This window comes from Pseudomonas sp. SAS7, assembly GCF_052112345.1.
In the GTDB taxonomy this organism is placed as follows: Bacteria; Pseudomonadota; Gammaproteobacteria; order Pseudomonadales; family Pseudomonadaceae; genus Aquipseudomonas; species Aquipseudomonas putida_Q.
On record NZ_JBEGGO010000008.1, the window covers coordinates 177,221 to 193,456 of the forward strand.

Here is a 16,236-nt window from a genome sequence, read left to right on the forward strand (position 1 = left end):
TCCTACAGGTACACAACAGGCTTTGACGCATGTGGTGTACCTGTAGGAGCGGGCTTGCCCCGCGAAGAGGCCAGATCAGGTTAAGTTATTCCTTCTTCTGCAACCGCACCGCCAGAACATCGCACGGCGCACCATGCAGCACGTCATTGGCCGTGGAGCCCAGCAGCAACGCCAAGCCATGGCGGCCATGGCTGCCGACCACGATCAGGTCGCACTTCTGGTCCTTGGCCAGTTGGTGGATTTCCTGACGCGGCTGGCCGTAGGTCAGGTGCGAGTCGCCACGGTTGATTTCAGGATACTTGTTGAACAGGCGGTCCATGCGCTCCTTGGCCTGGTCGAACTGCTGCTGTTGCAGCTGCGACAGGTCCATGGGCACGTCACCGCCGAATGCCATGGCCATCGGCTCGACGATGTGAACCAGGGACACCTTGGCGCCTGAGGGCTCGGCGAGCTTCATGGCACGCTTGATCACCGGGTCGCATTCTTCGGTCAGGTCGACGGCGACCAACAAATGTTCATATTGCATGAGCGGTACTCCTGGCAATCGCGATAGAAGAAGTATGGTCGCTTTCGGGCGGGTCTTCCGTGAAAAATGGCTAACCAGCTCATTTGCAACGCTTTATGGGAACTACTGATATGACGGTATTGCTGGTGGTGTCAATCCTTGCGCTGATTCTCAGCCCGCTTTCCTGGCTGCGCGGCTCGCGCAAGCAGAGCGAGCAGATGAAGCTGCGCCTGGAGGCACGGCGAATGGGGCTGGGTATGCAGCTGGCGCCGCAGCAATGGCCGCACTGGCTCGAAAAGGAGCCGCCAAGCCCTTGCCCGCAGTACCATCGGGCACGGCGTCGGGGGCATGAAGACAGCTTCAGCTTCTGGCAGATCAGCCCGGGGGTGTGGTGGAACCAGTGGCGTGAGCCCTGCGAAGATCCACGTTTCATCGAGCCCCTGGCGCGCTTGCCGGCGAGCGTCTACAAGGTCGAAGCAGATGCGCGGATGATCGCCCTGTACTGGACTGAACGGGGCGATGTGGCTGTGTTGCAGGATGTTGCCTACGTCCTCGAAACCCTGGCTTGAACCCCGCAGGGCCACCTCGTACCTGTAGGAGCAGCCTTGTGCTGCGAAGAGGCCGATACGCCCGGAACAGCCCTATCAGGCATACCGGCCTCTTCGCAGCACAAGGCTGCTCCTACAGGTACGGCGTAGGCCTTCAGGGCTTTAAACGACAAAGCGGCGGCTTGGCGGAACCCTGAAGGGGTGGGGTGCCAAGTCGCCGCTTTGCGTTCTGCTGCGCAGAAAAGGCCAGGCAGGCCGGGTATTCATTCAGCACGTGCCAGTGTAGTCGCCTTGGGTTGCCGCGCAAGCCGAAAGATGCAGCACTGTTCAACCGAGCGTGGTCAATCGCTGACATGAATGGTCGGCGATCACTGTCATCATGTTTTGTACCCGGACGATACAAAGTGACTGGAAAGTCGCGTTTTCGCCGTGCTCGTGAGCATTTGACAACGCCGATCTTTTCGGAGAATGTGTGCACACCCAAATCAAACGGGCGTATGAATTGAGCGTTTGTATGTCATGACGCCAACCCATACTTCCGACTAGCGCGCTGACGGGTGTGCCTGGGGCAGGGCAGCTAGGCCTGCTTCTGCTGCAGCGATCGGCGTGTACAGTTCAGCTTCCATATCGTGGAGATCAGTTGATGATTTACGAAGGTAAAGCCATCACGGTTAAGGCTCTTGAAAGTGGCATCGTCGAGCTCAAGTTCGACCTCAAGGGTGAGTCCGTCAACAAGTTCAACCGCCTGACCCTGAACGAGCTTCGCCAGGCAGTCGACGCCATCCAGGCCGATGCCTCGGTCAAGGGCGTGATCGTCAGCAGTGGCAAGGACGTGTTCATCGTCGGCGCCGACATCACCGAGTTCGTCGACAACTTCAAGCTGCCCGAGGCCGAACTGGTCGCCGGCAACCTGGAAGCCAACCGCATCTTCAGCGCCTTCGAAGACCTCGAAGTGCCGACCGTTGCGGCCATCAACGGCATCGCCCTGGGCGGCGGCCTGGAAATGTGCCTGGCCGCCGACTACCGTGTCATGTCCAGCAGCGCCAAGATCGGCCTGCCGGAAGTCAAGCTGGGTATTTACCCTGGCTTTGGCGGCACCGTGCGCCTGCCGCGCCTGATCGGTTCGGACAACGCGATCGAGTGGATCGCCTCCGGCAAGGAAAACCGTGCCGAAGACGCCCTCAAAGTGGGTGCCGTCGACGCCGTGGTCGCCCCCGAGTTGCTGCAGGCCGGTGCCTTGGACCTGATCAAGCGCGCCATCAGTGGCGAGCTGGACTACAAGGCCAAGCGTCAGCCCAAGCTGGAAAAGCTCAAGCTCAATGCCATCGAGCAGATGATGGCCTTCGAGACCGCCAAGGGCTTCGTTGCCGGCCAGGCCGGCCCGAACTACCCGGCCCCGGTCGAAGCCATCAAGACCATCCAGAAAGCCGCCAACTTCGGCCGCGACAAGGCCCTGGAAGTCGAAGCCGCAGGCTTTGCCAAGCTGGCCAAGACGTCGGTTGCCGAAAGCCTGATCGGCCTGTTCCTGAACGACCAGGAACTCAAGCGCAAGGCCAAGGCGCATGACGAGATCGCCCACGACGTGAAACAGGCCGCCGTGCTCGGTGCCGGCATCATGGGTGGCGGCATCGCTTACCAGTCGGCGGTCAAAGGCACCCCGATCTTGATGAAGGATATCCGCGAGGAAGCCATTCAGCTGGGCCTGAACGAAGCCTCCAAGCTGCTCGGCAACCGCGTCGACAAGGGTCGCCTGACCCCGGCCAAGATGGCCGAGGCGCTCAATGCCATTCGCCCGACCCTGTCCTATGGCGATTTCGCCAATGTCGACATCGTCGTCGAAGCCGTGGTCGAGAACCCGAAAGTGAAGCAGGCCGTGCTGGCTGAAGTGGAAGGCCAGGTGAAAGAGGATGCGATCCTTGCGTCCAACACCTCGACCATCTCCATCAACCTGCTGGCAAAAGCGCTCAAGCGCCCGGAAAACTTCGTCGGCATGCACTTCTTCAACCCAGTGCACATGATGCCGCTGGTGGAAGTCATCCGTGGCGAGAAGTCCAGTGAAGTGGCGGTGGCTACCACCGTGGCTTACGCCAAGAAAATGGGCAAGAACCCGATCGTGGTCAACGATTGCCCGGGCTTCTTGGTCAACCGGGTGTTGTTCCCGTACTTCGGCGGCTTTGCCAAGCTGGTCAGTGCCGGTGTCGACTTCGTGCGCATCGACAAGGTCATGGAAAAGTTCGGCTGGCCGATGGGCCCGGCCTACCTGATGGACGTGGTCGGCATCGACACCGGCCACCACGGCCGCGACGTGATGGCCGAAGGCTTCCCGGACCGCATGAAGGACGAGCGCCGCTCGGCCGTCGACGCGCTGTACGAGGCCAACCGCCTGGGCCAGAAGAACGGCAAGGGCTTCTACGCCTACGAAACCGACAAGCGCGGCAAGCCGAAGAAGGTCTTCGACGCCACCGTGCTCGACGTGCTCAAGCCGATCGTGTTCGAACAGCGTGAAATCACCGACGAAGACATCATCAACTGGATGATGGTCCCGCTGTGCCTGGAGACCGTGCGCTGCCTGGAAGACGGTATTGTCGAAACCGCCGCCGAAGCCGACATGGGCCTGGTGTATGGCATTGGTTTCCCTCCTTTCCGCGGTGGTGCGCTGCGCTACATCGACTCGATCGGTGTGGCCGAATTCGTCGCCCTGGCCGATCAGTACGCCGATCTGGGGCCGCTGTACCACCCGACTGCGAAGCTGCGTGAAATGGCCAAGAACGGCCAGCGCTTCTTCAACTGAGCGGTCAACGAGCTAGAGCGAGAGATTTGATATGAGCCTGAATCCAAGAGACGTGGTGATTGTCGACTTCGGTCGCACGCCAATGGGCCGCTCCAAGGGTGGCATGCACCGCAATACCCGTGCCGAAGACATGTCGGCGCACCTGATCAGCAAGCTGCTGGAGCGCAACGGCAAGGTCGATCCGAAAGAAGTGGAGGACGTGATCTGGGGCTGCGTCAACCAGACCCTGGAGCAGGGCTGGAACATCGCCCGCATGGCGTCGCTGATGACCCAGATCCCGCACACGTCTGCAGCGCAGACCGTCAGCCGCCTGTGCGGCTCTTCGATGAGTGCCTTGCACACCGCTGCCCAGGCAATCATGACCGGTAACGGCGATGTGTTCGTGGTCGGTGGCGTGGAGCACATGGGTCACGTCAGCATGATGCATGGCGTGGACCCTAACCCGCACCTGTCCTTGCATGCTGCCAAGGCTTCCGGGATGATGGGCCTGACTGCAGAAATGCTCGGCAAGATGCACGGAATCACCCGTGAGCAGCAGGACCTGTTCGGCGTGCGTTCGCACCAGCTGGCCCACAAGGCCACGGTCGAAGGCAAGTTCAAGGACGAGATCATCCCGATGCAGGGCTATGACGAGAACGGCTTCCTGAAGGTGTTCGATTTCGACGAAACCATTCGCCCGGAAACCACCCTCGAAGGCCTGGCGTCGCTCAAGCCCGCATTCAACCCGAAGGGCGGTACTGTCACTGCCGGTACATCGTCGCAGATCACCGACGGCGCTTCGTGCATGATCGTCATGTCCGGTCAGCGCGCGATGGACCTGGGTATCCAGCCATTGGCGGTGATCCGTTCGATGGCGGTGGCCGGTGTCGATCCGGCGATCATGGGTTATGGCCCTGTGCCGTCCACCCAGAAAGCGCTCAAGCGCGCCGGGCTGACCATGGCTGACATCGACTTCATCGAGCTCAACGAAGCCTTTGCTGCACAGGCCTTGCCGGTGCTGAAAGATTTGAAAGTGCTCGACAAGATGGATGAGAAGGTTAACCTGCACGGCGGCGCCATCGCTTTGGGTCACCCGTTCGGTTGCTCTGGGGCACGGATTTCGGGCACCCTGCTCAACGTCATGAAGCAGAATGGCGGTACGCTGGGCGTGGCGACCATGTGCGTCGGCCTCGGCCAAGGTATCACCACGGTCTTCGAACGCGTCTGATTGCGTTGCGGGATAGTAACCGGGGCCTTGTGCCCCGGTTTTGTTTTTACAGGTTTATTCAAGAGGGTGGGCAACATGCAGATACAACCAGGCGTATACCGGCATTACAAGGGGCCTGAGTACCGTGTCTTCAGCGTTGCGCGGCACTCCGAGAACGAAGAGTGGATGGTGTTCTACCAATGCCTGTATGGTGATTACAGCTTCTGGGTGCGCCCCCTTTTGATGTTCCAGGAGTCTGTCGAGGTTGACGGCGAGCAGGTGCCACGCTTTGCTTTGGTCAAGGCCGAAGAAGGGCTGCCTGGGTTGCTGGGCAAGTCGCACGAGTGATCACCCGAGCTTGACCTCACACTTTTGCCACTATATATAGCGGTGCCGCGTTTGGTACCTGACGCGTTTTTCATTTTCAGATTCAGGAATACTCCGATCCATGGGCAAATCGCTGGTCATTGTGGAATCCCCGGCCAAGGCCAAGACCATCAACAAGTACCTGGGCAACCAGTACGTGGTGAAGTCGAGTATCGGCCATATCCGAGACCTCCCCACCAGCGGTTCGGCCAGCGCAAGCAAAGAGCCAGCCGCCAAGCGTGGCAAGGCCGCGGGTGAGGCTCCGGCCCTGTCGCCGAAAGAAAAGGCCCGCCGCCAGCTGGTGGCCCGCATGGGCGTTGACCCGGATCACGGCTGGAAGGCCAAGTACGAGATCCTGCCTGGCAAGGAAAAGGTGATCGAAGAACTGCGTCGCCTGGCCAAGGATGCCGACACCATCTATCTCGCAACCGACTTGGATCGCGAAGGGGAAGCCATTGCCTGGCACCTGCGCGAGGCCATCGGTGGTGACGACACCCGCTACAAGCGCGTGGTGTTCAACGAAATTACCAAGAAGGCGATCCAGGAAGCCTTCTCGCAGCCGGGCGAGCTGGACATCGACCGGGTCAACGCCCAGCAGGCGCGGCGCTTCCTCGACCGTGTGGTCGGCTACATGGTTTCGCCGCTGTTGTGGGCCAAGATTGCCCGCGGCCTGTCCGCTGGCCGTGTGCAGTCGGTCGCGGTGAAGCTGGTGGTGGAGCGCGAGCGTGAAATCCGCGCATTCATCCCGGAAGAGTACTGGGAGATCCACGCCGACCTCGGTACTGCCAAGAACGCCAAGGTGCGTTTCGAGGTGGCGCGCGAGAAGGGCGAGGCCTTCAAGCCGCTGAACGAAGCCCAGGCCATGGCTGCGCTGGAGAAGCTCAAGGCTTCCAGCTACAGCGTGGTCAAGCGTGAAGACCGCCCGACCAGCAGCAAGCCGTCGGCGCCGTTCATTACCTCCACCTTGCAGCAGGCAGCCAGTAACCGCCTGGGCTTCGGGGTGAAGAAGACCATGATGATGGCCCAGCGCTTGTACGAAGCTGGCTACATCACTTACATGCGTACCGACTCGACCAACCTGTCGGTCGACGCCCTGGACATGGCGCGCAGCTACATCGAGCGCGAGTTCGGCAAGCAGTACCTGCCGGAGGCGCCGCTGGTATACGGCAGCAAGGAAGGGGCTCAGGAGGCGCACGAAGCGATTCGTCCTTCCGATGTGAATACCCACCCGACCAAGCTCAGTGGCATGGAGCGCGACGCCGAGCGCCTGTACGAGCTGATCTGGCGCCAGTTCCTGGCCTGCCAGATGCCGCCGGCGCAGTACCTGTCCACCAGCGTCACCGTGGCTGCTGGCGACTTCGAGCTGCGTGCCAAGGGCCGTATTCTCAAGTTCGACGGTTATACCCGTGTGTTGCCGCAACAGAGCAAGCCGGGCGAAGACGACGTGCTGCCCGAGATGGTCCAGGGCGAAGCACTGAAGCTGATTCAGATCGACCCGAGCCAGCACTTCACCAAACCACCGGCGCGCTTCACCGAAGCCAGCCTGGTCAAGGAAATGGAAAAGCGCGGTATTGGTCGCCCGTCGACCTATGCGGCGATCATCTCGACCATCCAGGACCGTGGCTATGTGACCCTGCACAACCGCCGCTTCTATTCCGAGAAGATGGGCGACATCGTTACCGAGCGCCTGTCGGAAAGCTTCTCCAACCTGATGGACTACGGTTTTACCGCCGACATGGAGGAGAACCTCGACGACGTGGCCCAGGGCGAGCGTGACTGGAAGAACGTGCTCGACGAGTTCTACGGCGACTTCAGCAAGAAGCTGCAGACGGCCGAGTCCAGCGAAGGCGGCATGCGCGCCAACCAGCCGACCATGACCAACATTCCGTGCAAGGAATGTGGCCGGCCGATGATGATCCGCACCGCTTCCACCGGTGTGTTCCTGGGTTGCTCGGGTTACAGCCTGCCGCCAAAAGAGCGCTGCAAGGCCACCGTCAACCTGGTGCCGGGTGATGAGATTGCCGCTGATGACGAGGGTGAATCGGAATCCCGCGTGCTGCTGGGCAAGCACCGTTGCCCGATCTGCGCCACGGCGATGGACGCCTACCTGCTGGACGAGAAGCACAAGCTGCACATTTGCGGCAACAACCCCGATTGCGTTGGCTACGAGATCGAAGAGGGCAGCTACCGCATCAAGGGTTACGAAGGGCCGAGCCTGGAGTGCGACAAGTGTGGTAGCGAGATGCAGTTGAAGACCGGCCGTTTTGGCAAGTTCTTCGGCTGCACCAATCCAGCCTGCAAGAACACCCGCAAGCTGCTCAAGAGCGGCGAGGCAGCCCCACCGAAGATGGACAAGGTGGACATGCCGGAGCTCAAGTGCGAGAAGGTCGACGACACTTACGTGCTGCGTGACGGCGCTTCGGGGTTGTTCCTGGCCGCCAGCCAGTTCCCGAAAAACCGCGAAACCCGTGCGCCGCTGGTGATGGAAATCGTGCCGCATAAGCACGAGATCGATCCGAAGTACCACTTCCTGTGCGATGCGCCGCAGAAAGACCCGGATGGCCGCCCGACGGTGATCCGCTACAGCCGCAAGACCAAGGAGCAGTACGTGCAGTCCGAGGTCGATGGCAAGCCGACCGGCTGGAAGGCCTTCTACGACGGCAATGCCTGGAAGGTTGAAGACAAGCGCTGATCTGACAGCGTTGTAATTGGGGCCGCTGCGCGCCCCTTCGCGGCACAAGGCCGCTTCTACAAGGAATCGCGTTCTCTTGTAGGAGCGGCCTTGTGCCGCGAAGGGGCGCAAAGCGGCCCCAATCATTTATGATGCATGTATTCGCCTTGCAGCCTGATGGGAGGGCCCAGAAATGGCCCAGGAAACCTACACCCGCACCAACCAGAAACTGTTCTTCGCCGGCCTCGCCCTCGAGTCCATGGCCAAGGCTGAACAAAGCCAGGCCATGAACGCCCAAGGCCTGGTTCAGGCTGAGCGCGAGTCGGCGCTGTTCCACCTGTATGGCGCGCTGCTGGGCCTATGCCATGAAATCGGAGTTTTCTACCGACTGCCGGTTGTCGCCACGGTCGAGCAGGCGCTGGCCGACGATGCGCTCAATGGCATCGCCATACCAGAAGTGGCCGAGCTGCTTGAGCTGGCCCACCAGCGTGAAACCTGGCTGGCGCAAATGCTCAGTGCTTATGCCGATTTGTTCCGACCACCGGTCGCCAGGAAAGCGCCGAAAACCGACGTCACACAGCCACTGATCCAGGCTGTCAATCTCGATGAGCCCGAGCCTGCTGCGCTGTCGCGTGGCGAGCTGGAAAGCTGGCGCAACAACCTCAAGGGCTTGGTGAGACGTTTCCGCGACGCGTTGAGTGAGTGCTGATAGCCGTTACGGCTGGTACAATGCTGGCCTTTCGCGGAGAACTGCCATTTATGTCTACGTCTTTTCTGGAAATTGTCGAGTTGCCTGATGGCCGCATCGAACTGCGTCGCGCCGAGGATGAGGGCTCTCTGGTAACCCTGGATTTCTCGGAAGACGCCAAAGTGTTCCTGCAGGGCCAGCATGTAGAAGTGGCCAAGGCCATGCTCAGTGTTGGCGTGCAGATGGCTGGTCGCCTGATGGATGGCGAGCTTGAGCGTGATGAAGGGCCGCGCGTGCTGCACTGAAGGTGCAGCAGGGCATCAGGTTTTTTCAAATGACAGGCAAAGCCTGAACATCAGCCGAGGCGGATGTTCAGGCTTTGTGCGTTTCCGACACTGGCAGCGCGCAGCAATTGCTGGCGTGCAGTGGCGTTGACGTTGCCCAGCCAGCTGACCACGGTGTGGCTGAGGCCCAGGCGCAAGGCTTCGCAGGCCAGTTGCAGCGGGGTTTGGTTGCCGCGAGGCTGCAGCAGCAGGATGCGTTCACGGTTGAGGCCTGCATCGCGCAGCCAGGCCTGGGTCAGGCTCGACGGCGGGGCGATCAGGGTCAGCCAGCGGGCCTCGTCCTCTTCGCTCAACTCGCGCAGTACCGGTGCCAGCAGGCTTTGGCAGTGCCCGGGGGCGCCGCGCAGCGACAATTCGCTGAACAGTTCTGGCTGGTTGCTCTTGCGCGCCAGTTCGCTGGCTTTCAGGCCCGGTAGTACGGGCTGGGCGAGAAATGCTTCGAACAGGGGCAACTGGGCTTGCTCGGGTGCGTGAATGAACTGCTGCATGACGCCTCCTGGATCAGCGGCGAATGACGCCGACGCTCAAGCCCTCAATCACCAGTTCCTGATCTTTCAGGTCGACTTCGATGGGGGCGAATTCGGGGTTTTCGGCAAGCAGCCAGACTTTGCTGCCTTCGCGCTTGAAGCGCTTGACGGTCACTTCGTCACCGATGCGGGCCACGACTATCTGACCGTTGCGGGCTTCGCGGCAGGTGTGCACCGCCAGCAGGTCGCCGTCGAAGATGCCGACGTCCTTCATGCTCATGCCGTGGACGCGCAGCAAATAGTCGGCCTGGGGGTGGAAGAAGGCAGGGTTGATATTGCAGGATTGCTCAATGTGCTGTTCGGCAAGGATTGGCGCACCGGCAGCAACCCTACCGATGATCGGCAAGCCGCTTTCTTCTGCCTTGGTATCCAGGCCAGGAATGCGGATGCCGCGGGAGGCGCCCGGGGTCATCTCGATCGCGCCCTTGCGGGCGAGGGCCTTGAGGTGCTCCTCGGCGGCGTTGGGCGACTTGAAGCCCAGCTCCTGAGCGATCTCGGCGCGTGTCGGCGGGAAGCCGTTGTCTTCCAGGCAGCGCTTGATGAACGCGAGAATTTCGGCTTGGCGTGGCGTCAGTTTCAACATGGTGAGCGCTCTGTCTTTTTGTACAGTGACTGGGATTATATACAGTACTGGATGCGCTGCAAGCCAAATGGCGCAATAAACCTGAGCGGTGGCGCTTGCAGCCCGCAGCCTGGCGCTTTTTAATGGCGACCGCCCGGTCACCGAGCCTTGACAGAAGCAGGCCTGAAACGTATGTTTCAAACACCTGTTTGTCTGGCGGAGCACGCGGAGTAGTCATGGCCCAATCGGAAACCGTTGAACGCATTCTCGATGCTGCCGAGCAGCTGTTCGCGGAAAGGGGGTTCGCTGAGACCTCGTTGCGGCTGATCACCAGCAAGGCCGGGGTCAACCTGGCGGCGGTCAACTATCACTTCGGCTCCAAGAAGGCACTTATCCAGGCCGTGTTCTCGCGCTTCCTCGGGCCGTTCTGCGCCAGCCTCGAGCGCGAGCTGGAGCGGCGCCAGGCCAAACCGGAGCACAAGCCCAGCCTCGAAGAATTGCTGGAGATGCTGGTGGAACAGGCGTTGGCCGTGCAGCCTCGCAGCAATAACGACCTGTCGATCTTCATGCGCCTGCTGGGCTTGGCCTTCAGCCAGAGCCAGGGCCACCTGCGGCGTTACCTGGAAGACATGTACGGCAAAGTGTTCCGCCGCTACATGCTGCTGGTCAACGAGGCCGCGCCTCGTATTCCGCCTCTGGAACTGTTCTGGCGCGTGCACTTCATGCTGGGTGCCGCCGCCTTCAGCATGTCCGGTATCAAGGCGCTGCGGGCAATTGCCGAGACCGACTTTGGCATCAACACCTCGATCGAGCAGGTGATGCGCCTGATGGTGCCGTTCCTGGCCGCAGGCATGCGTGCCGACAGCGGCGTCACCGACGAGGCCATGGCCACGGCGCAGCTGCGACCACGCAGCAAGACTACCGCTATCACCGCCAAGGCCTGAAGGCTGGGCGGGGCAGGGCGCTTCGGCTAAGCTAGCGCCCATGCCCGATCTCGATCTACTGCACATTTCCCTTGCCGACCAATGCCTGTACGGCTTTGCCCGTGACCAGCTGCTCGTGCGCCTGCCGGTTTCCACGGCGCGCAACGGTGCCGGCGAGCGCAATGGCTCGGGCTGTACGCCGCGTGGCTTGCACCAGGTGCGGGCGAAGATCGGCGCGGGCCTGCCGCTTAATGCGGTGCTGGCCGGGCGGCGCTGGACGGGTGAGGTGTGGTCGCCGGCGTTGCACGCGCAATACCCCGGCCGCGACTGGATACTGACTCGCATCCTCTGGCTCAGCGGCTGCGAACCTGGCGTCAATCGCCTGGGCGCGGTCGACACCTTCCGCCGCTTTATCTACCTGCACGGCACCCCGGATACGGAACCCATGGGAGTAGCGCTGTCCCATGGCTGCATACGCCTGCGCAACACTGACTTGCTTGGCCTGTTCGACCGTATCGGGGTGCATTGCCCGGTGCAGGTCGCAGAGGCCGCATGCCCTGATTGGGCTTCTCTCGTTCTGCAATGAAGGATTACCTATGACCGTCAGCCTGCAAGGCTCCCTGATGGTGGATATCGCCGGTAAATGGCTGACCGCCGAAGACCGTCACTTGCTGCGCCAACCCGAAGTGGCCGGCCTGATCATCTTTGCCCGCAACATCGACAGCCCACGTCAGGTGCGTGAGCTGTGCGCGTCGATCCGTGCCATCCGCCCCGACCTGATTCTGGCGGTGGACCAGGAGGGTGGTCGCGTGCAGCGCCTGCGTCAGGGTTTCGTGCGCCTGCCGGCCATGCGTGCGCTGGCCGACAATGACAACGCCGAATACCTGGCGGAGCAGTGCGGTTGGCTGATGGCGACCGAGGTGCTGGCGGTTGGCCTGGACCTCAGCTTTGCCCCGGTGCTTGACCTGGACCACCAGCGTAGCGCCGTGGTCGGCAGCCGTGCCTTCGAGGGTGACCCGCTGCGTGCCACGCAACTGGCGGGGGCGTTCATTCGCGGTATGAACGCCGCGGGCATGGCCGCCTGTGGCAAGCACTTCCCGGGGCATGGCTGGGCCGAGGCTGACTCGCATGTGGCCATTCCTACCGATGAGCGCAGCCTTGAGCAATTGCGCCAGGCCGACCTGGTGCCATTTTCGCGCCTGAGCGGGCAGCTGGCGGCGGTGATGCCGGCGCATGTCATCTACCCGCAGGTCGACAACCAGCCAGCCGGTTTCTCCCGGCGTTGGCTGCAGGACATCCTGCGCGGTGAACTGGGCTTTGACGGGGTGATCTTCAGTGATGACCTGTCGATGGCCGGTGCACATGTGGTGGGTGATGCGGCCAGCCGTATCGAGGCGGCGTTGAGCGCGGGTTGTGACATGGGCCTGGTGTGCAATGACCGGGCTGCAGCGGAACTGGCACTGAGCGCGGCGCAGCGTATGAAGGTCAAGCCATCGCCGCGGATTGCGCGGATGCGCGGGCAAGGGTTTGCGCGCACCGATTATCGCCAGCAGCCGCGCTGGCTGGAGGCGTTGGGGGCGTTGAAGGACGCTCAGCTGGTTGATTGACTGCGCCGGCCTCTTCGCGGGCATGCCCGCTCCCACAGGTACGATTCCGGTTTTGAGGTCGGTGTTGTGCCTGTGCTGGCCTCTTCGCGGGTGAACCCGCTCCCACAGGTACTGCGTAGCCCTCGGCAGCGGTGCGGTCCTTGTGGGAGCGGGTTTACCCGCGAAGAGGCCAGTACAGGCAGTACAACATGCTGAATTACCGCCCGCGCTTGCCTGGCAAAGGCGCAAACAGTGCCTCGATTTCTTCATCGCCCATGCGCCATTGCCCGGCCTGCCCGCCATCCAGCAAGCTGGCCGCCAGCGCCGCTTTTTCCTGCTGCAACAACTGGATCTTCTCTTCCACCGTACCCCGGGTAATCAGCTTGAACACGAACACCGGCTTGTCCTGGCCAATGCGGTACGCGCGGTCGGTGGCCTGGTTTTCGCTGGCCGGGTTCCACCAGGGGTCGAAGTGGATCACCGTGTCCGCGGCCGTCAGGTTCAAACCCACCCCACCGGCCTTGAGGCTGATCAGGAACACTTCGCTGTCACCCTGCTGGAACTGCTGCACTGGCGTGCGCCGGTCCCGCGTGTCACCAGTCAGCAGGCTGTAGCGGATCTTGCGTTTCTCCAGCTCTTGCTGGATCAGAGCCAGCATCGAGGTGAACTGCGAGAACAGCAGTACCCGCCGCCCTTCGCTGAGCAGCTCATCGAGCATTTCCAGCAGTGCGCCCAGCTTGCCCTTGTCGGCCTGGTTGCCTTTGCTTTCTACCCCTTTTACCAGGCGCAGGTCGCAGCACACCTGGCGCAGTTTGAGCAGCGCGTCGAGGATGACGATCTGGCTGCGTGCGGCACCATTGCGGGCGATCTCGTCGCGGACTTTCTTGTCCATGGCCACCCGCACCGCCTCGTAGGTATCGCGCTGGGCGTCGCTGAGCTCGACCCAGTGCACCATCTCGGTCTTGGCCGGCAACTCGGTGGCCACCTGCTCCTTGGTGCGGCGCAGCAGGAACGGGCGGATGCGCGTGACCAGATGGCCCAGCCGCTCGGCGTCGCCATGGCGTTCGATCGGGGTGCGGTAGTCCTGGTTGAAGCGTTTGACATCGCCCAGCCAGCCGGGCATGAGGAAGTGGAAGATCGACCACAGCTCGCCCAGGTTGTTTTCCATCGGCGTGCCGGTCAGGCACAGGCGCTGGCCGGCCTGTAGCTCGCAGACGGCGAGGGCGGCCTTGCTGGTGCTGCTCTTGATGTTCTGTGCCTCGTCCAGTACCAGCACATGCCAGGCCTGGGCGCGCAGGTGTTCGAGGTCGCGTGGCGCCAGGGCATAGGTGGTCAGGACCAGGTCGTATTCATGCAGCTTGGCAAAATGCTTGCTGCGACCCGGCCCATGCAGTGCCAGCACGCGCAGGTCGGGGGCAAAGCGCTGGGCTTCGTCCAGCCAGTTGGGTATCAGGCTGGTGGGCATGACCGCCAGGGCTGGTGCTTCCAGGCGCCCGGACTCTTTCTCCAGCAGCAGGTGTGCCAGGGCCTGCAGGGTCTTGCCCAGGCCCATGTCGTCACCGAGGATGCCCCCGGTGCCCATCTCCCGCAGTGCCTGCAGCCAGTTCAGGCCCTGCTGCTGATAGGGGCGCAAGCTGGCCTGCAGCCCGGCGGGTGGGGCCACTTGCAGGTCGCGGGCATCACGCAGGCGGCGGCCCAGGTCGCGCACGTGCTGGCCACCTTCCCAGTGCAGGGGCAGGCCTTCGATTTCGTTGAGGCGCGCGGCGTCGGCGCGTTCCATGCGCAGCGCCGGGCCCGCTGTGTCTTCGTGCAGGTACAGCTCACCCAGGGTGCCCATCACGGCCTTGATGCGGCCGTAGGGCAGGGCGACGCGCAACGCAGGGGCATCCAGGCGGCCGCGGTTGAGGTCGATCAGCAGGTGTTCATCGTCACTGCGCCGGGCCAATTCGTTGGGGCGCAGCAGTTCGGGGCTGCTGCGCAGCAGTTGCAGCACGATTGGCAGCAGGCTGTGGCGCTGGCCATCGACCACAATGCCCAGCTCCAGGTCGAACCATTCATGGCCGGGTGCCTCGTCGATGCTCGCATACCAGTCGTCCACTTCCTGCAGGTTGAAGGCGAAGTCGCGGTGTATGTCGATGTCCCAGCCGGCTTCGCGCAGCTGCGGCAGGCCTTGGCGTGCAAAGCGCAGCCAGGCTTCGTCGTCGGGCAACTGATACATTTCGCCGGCACTGTCGGGCAGGGCCTTGCTCTGCCGAGTGGCGGGTTTGAAGCCCAGGTCGCGTAACGCCTTGCGCAGGGCCAGCTCGGCTTGCGGCTGTCGGCGAATTCGCTGGCTAGTGCTGCCCGCCAGTCGGGTCAGCGGTTTCTCGTCGGTGCCGCTGGCCTGCAAACCGTCATAGGCGAATGCCAATGCGGCGCGATGTTGCATTTGCCGTTGCATGCGACCGGTTTTCGGCATGTAGGCGGTGTATTCGAGGCTGCCGAGCGCAAGAAGGGGCTTGGGCTGGATGTGATCGAGCAACTGTTCCTGCACTGGCGTCGGCGTCGGCACCTTGTGGCTGAGGGCATTGAGCTTATGGCTGAGGGGTACGACCAGGTGCTCGGGTACATCGGGGGCAATAGTCAGCTGCACGGCGACATGCGGATCCAGGCTGTGCTCGACCTTGCCCACTTCACTGGTCAGCAGATCGAAGTAGTAAAGTGGCAGCAGCGGGATGACGCAGCGCAGCATTTCTTCGCCGCTGTACCACAGTCCCCGGTAGTTTCCGTTGTCCAGGCGTACCCAGCGAAACTCGGCATGGCGCACCGGGCCTTGATGAAGCGGTGGGAAGCCGACATCGTAAAACATGCGCCCGGTTTCGAGTGCGCGCTGGAACAACTCGCCACCTTCCTGGCCCTTCAGTTTATAGCCGCGGTCCTGGCCGCCACCCTGGTTCAGGGCCGAGAGCAGGCGCAAAATGCGGGTGTCTTCTTCCGTCACGAAGCGCGGTGGCTCGTAGAGAAAGTCGTAAAGTGACTGGACGCGGCTGAAGCGTATGCCGTCCTCGGTTCGCGTGCCCTTGCGCACCAGCAGGGCGCAGCCGGTATCATCGGTGAGATCGAGCTGGTAGCACACCATGCGTCCGCGTTTGTCTTCGGTTGCGTTGGGCTTGGGCGGGGCCTGCTCCAGGCCGCTCAACCAGTGCTGCAGTTCGGCGGACAACGTTGCCGGGTCGGCTTGCGTGGCCTCATGATTGGACCAAGGGTCGCTTATGCAGAACAGTGCAGCGGCGCAATGCTTGCAGTTTTGCCCTACAGGGCAATCGCATTCACCGTGCACATGGCAACGGCCGCCGGCTACGTGCAACTCGATGCTTTGCCGATAGTGGTTGTCGCCACTCCCTTGGCAATTGGCCGTGATGGTCGGCCCATAGAAGCCTTCCAGTTCGACCCTGCCTTCCTCGGCATAGCGCTCACCGCGTTGCAGGGCAGCTTTGCTGAACGATTGGGTCCAGTTCGGATAAGCGTTCACCATCTCGGCGGCATCTTGCTTCATCGGA

The 16,236-nt window shown here is 62.1% G+C and carries 14 protein-coding genes; 10 read left to right on the plus strand and 4 right to left on the minus strand.

The window, feature by feature from the left end; genetic code table 11:
* Positions 1-85: 85 nt before the first annotated feature.
* Positions 86-526 carry a universal stress protein gene (locus tag ABI582_RS14930; RefSeq protein WP_016500748.1) on the minus strand — a complete coding sequence of 147 codons (441 nt, stop codon included), beginning with the start codon at positions 524-526 and terminating at the stop codon, positions 86-88.
* 110 nt (positions 527-636) lie between these two features.
* Here ABI582_RS14930 and ABI582_RS14935 point away from each other — a divergent pair, with 110 nt between their 5' ends.
* From ABI582_RS14935 to ABI582_RS14965, 7 genes are all read left to right on the plus strand, one after another.
* Positions 637-1,074 (plus strand): hypothetical protein, encoded by a 438-nt coding sequence (locus ABI582_RS14935; protein ID WP_442119555.1) that lies wholly within the window; start codon positions 637-639, stop codon positions 1,072-1,074.
* A gap of 622 nt (positions 1,075-1,696) precedes the next feature.
* A complete protein-coding gene (gene fadB / locus ABI582_RS14940; RefSeq protein WP_442119556.1) occupies positions 1,697-3,844 on the plus strand; it encodes a fatty acid oxidation complex subunit alpha FadB in 2,148 nt (715 codons plus the stop codon).
* A 31-nt stretch (positions 3,845-3,875) separates the two neighbouring features.
* Complete coding sequence (gene fadA / locus ABI582_RS14945) at positions 3,876-5,051, plus strand: acetyl-CoA C-acyltransferase FadA (protein ID WP_012271343.1); 1,176 nt, start codon at positions 3,876-3,878, stop codon at positions 5,049-5,051.
* 75 nt (positions 5,052-5,126) lie between these two features.
* On the plus strand, positions 5,127-5,378 hold the full coding sequence (locus ABI582_RS14950) for a DUF1653 domain-containing protein (RefSeq protein ID WP_016485639.1): 252 nt from the start codon (positions 5,127-5,129) through the stop codon (positions 5,376-5,378).
* 100 nt (positions 5,379-5,478) lie between these two features.
* Positions 5,479-8,088, plus strand: coding sequence for a type I DNA topoisomerase (gene topA / locus ABI582_RS14955; protein WP_442119557.1), 2,610 nt, complete (start codon positions 5,479-5,481; stop codon positions 8,086-8,088).
* A gap of 172 nt (positions 8,089-8,260) precedes the next feature.
* Positions 8,261-8,776, plus strand: coding sequence for a DUF6586 family protein (locus ABI582_RS14960; protein ID WP_442119558.1), 516 nt, complete (start codon positions 8,261-8,263; stop codon positions 8,774-8,776).
* Between the two features lie 50 nt (positions 8,777-8,826).
* The gene (locus tag ABI582_RS14965; RefSeq protein ID WP_003248777.1) at positions 8,827-9,060 is read left to right on the plus strand and encodes a hypothetical protein; all 234 of its coding nucleotides are present in this window, start codon (positions 8,827-8,829) and stop codon (positions 9,058-9,060) included.
* A gap of 50 nt (positions 9,061-9,110) precedes the next feature.
* On the opposite strand, the gene sulA is transcribed toward ABI582_RS14965, so the two are convergent.
* Both sulA and lexA read right to left on the minus strand, forming a co-directional pair.
* A complete protein-coding gene (gene sulA, locus ABI582_RS14970; RefSeq protein ID WP_063425182.1) occupies positions 9,111-9,587 on the minus strand; it encodes an SOS-induced cell division inhibitor SulA in 477 nt (158 codons plus the stop codon).
* A 13-nt stretch (positions 9,588-9,600) separates the two neighbouring features.
* Positions 9,601-10,209, minus strand: a complete 609-nt coding sequence (lexA, locus tag ABI582_RS14975) for a transcriptional repressor LexA (RefSeq protein ID WP_016500740.1) — start codon at positions 10,207-10,209, stop codon at positions 9,601-9,603.
* 215 nt (positions 10,210-10,424) lie between these two features.
* Here lexA and ABI582_RS14980 point away from each other — a divergent pair, with 215 nt between their 5' ends.
* The 3 genes from ABI582_RS14980 to nagZ are packed head-to-tail and all read left to right on the plus strand — an operon-like array spanning position 10,425 to position 12,718.
* The gene (locus ABI582_RS14980; RefSeq protein WP_016500739.1) at positions 10,425-11,132 is read left to right on the plus strand and encodes a TetR/AcrR family transcriptional regulator; all 708 of its coding nucleotides are present in this window, start codon (positions 10,425-10,427) and stop codon (positions 11,130-11,132) included.
* A 40-nt stretch (positions 11,133-11,172) separates the two neighbouring features.
* On the plus strand, positions 11,173-11,697 hold the full coding sequence (locus ABI582_RS14985) for a L,D-transpeptidase family protein (protein ID WP_442119559.1): 525 nt from the start codon (positions 11,173-11,175) through the stop codon (positions 11,695-11,697).
* A gap of 22 nt (positions 11,698-11,719) precedes the next feature.
* Positions 11,720-12,718, plus strand: a complete 999-nt coding sequence (gene nagZ / locus ABI582_RS14990) for a beta-N-acetylhexosaminidase (RefSeq protein WP_197899347.1) — start codon at positions 11,720-11,722, stop codon at positions 12,716-12,718.
* Between the two features lie 196 nt (positions 12,719-12,914).
* On the opposite strand, the gene ABI582_RS14995 is transcribed toward nagZ, so the two are convergent.
* A complete protein-coding gene (locus tag ABI582_RS14995) occupies positions 12,915-16,232 on the minus strand; it encodes a DEAD/DEAH box helicase (protein WP_442119560.1) in 3,318 nt (1,105 codons plus the stop codon).
* Positions 16,233-16,236: the final 4 nt, after the last annotated feature.

What these genes read in the sequence shown, in the direction of transcription:
- sulA (WP_063425182.1), bottom strand. Translation starts at nt 9,587, where the DNA reads ATGCAGCAGTTCATTCACGCACCCGAGCAAGCCCAGTTGCCCCTGTTC.
- fadB (WP_442119556.1), top strand. Translation starts at nt 1,697, where the DNA reads ATGATTTACGAAGGTAAAGCCATCACGGTTAAGGCTCTTGAAAGTGGC.
- ABI582_RS14930 (WP_016500748.1), bottom strand. Translation starts at nt 526, where the DNA reads ATGCAATATGAACATTTGTTGGTCGCCGTCGACCTGACCGAAGAATGC.
- ABI582_RS14935 (WP_442119555.1), top strand. Translation starts at nt 637, where the DNA reads ATGACGGTATTGCTGGTGGTGTCAATCCTTGCGCTGATTCTCAGCCCG.
- ABI582_RS14960 (WP_442119558.1), top strand. Translation starts at nt 8,261, where the DNA reads ATGGCCCAGGAAACCTACACCCGCACCAACCAGAAACTGTTCTTCGCC.
- topA (WP_442119557.1), top strand. Translation starts at nt 5,479, where the DNA reads ATGGGCAAATCGCTGGTCATTGTGGAATCCCCGGCCAAGGCCAAGACC.
- ABI582_RS14985 (WP_442119559.1), top strand. Translation starts at nt 11,173, where the DNA reads ATGCCCGATCTCGATCTACTGCACATTTCCCTTGCCGACCAATGCCTG.
- lexA (WP_016500740.1), bottom strand. Translation starts at nt 10,209, where the DNA reads ATGTTGAAACTGACGCCACGCCAAGCCGAAATTCTCGCGTTCATCAAG.
- ABI582_RS14995 (WP_442119560.1), bottom strand. Translation starts at nt 16,232, where the DNA reads ATGAAGCAAGATGCCGCCGAGATGGTGAACGCTTATCCGAACTGGACC.
- ABI582_RS14980 (WP_016500739.1), top strand. Translation starts at nt 10,425, where the DNA reads ATGGCCCAATCGGAAACCGTTGAACGCATTCTCGATGCTGCCGAGCAG.
- ABI582_RS14965 (WP_003248777.1), top strand. Translation starts at nt 8,827, where the DNA reads ATGTCTACGTCTTTTCTGGAAATTGTCGAGTTGCCTGATGGCCGCATC.
- fadA (WP_012271343.1), top strand. Translation starts at nt 3,876, where the DNA reads ATGAGCCTGAATCCAAGAGACGTGGTGATTGTCGACTTCGGTCGCACG.
- ABI582_RS14950 (WP_016485639.1), top strand. Translation starts at nt 5,127, where the DNA reads ATGCAGATACAACCAGGCGTATACCGGCATTACAAGGGGCCTGAGTAC.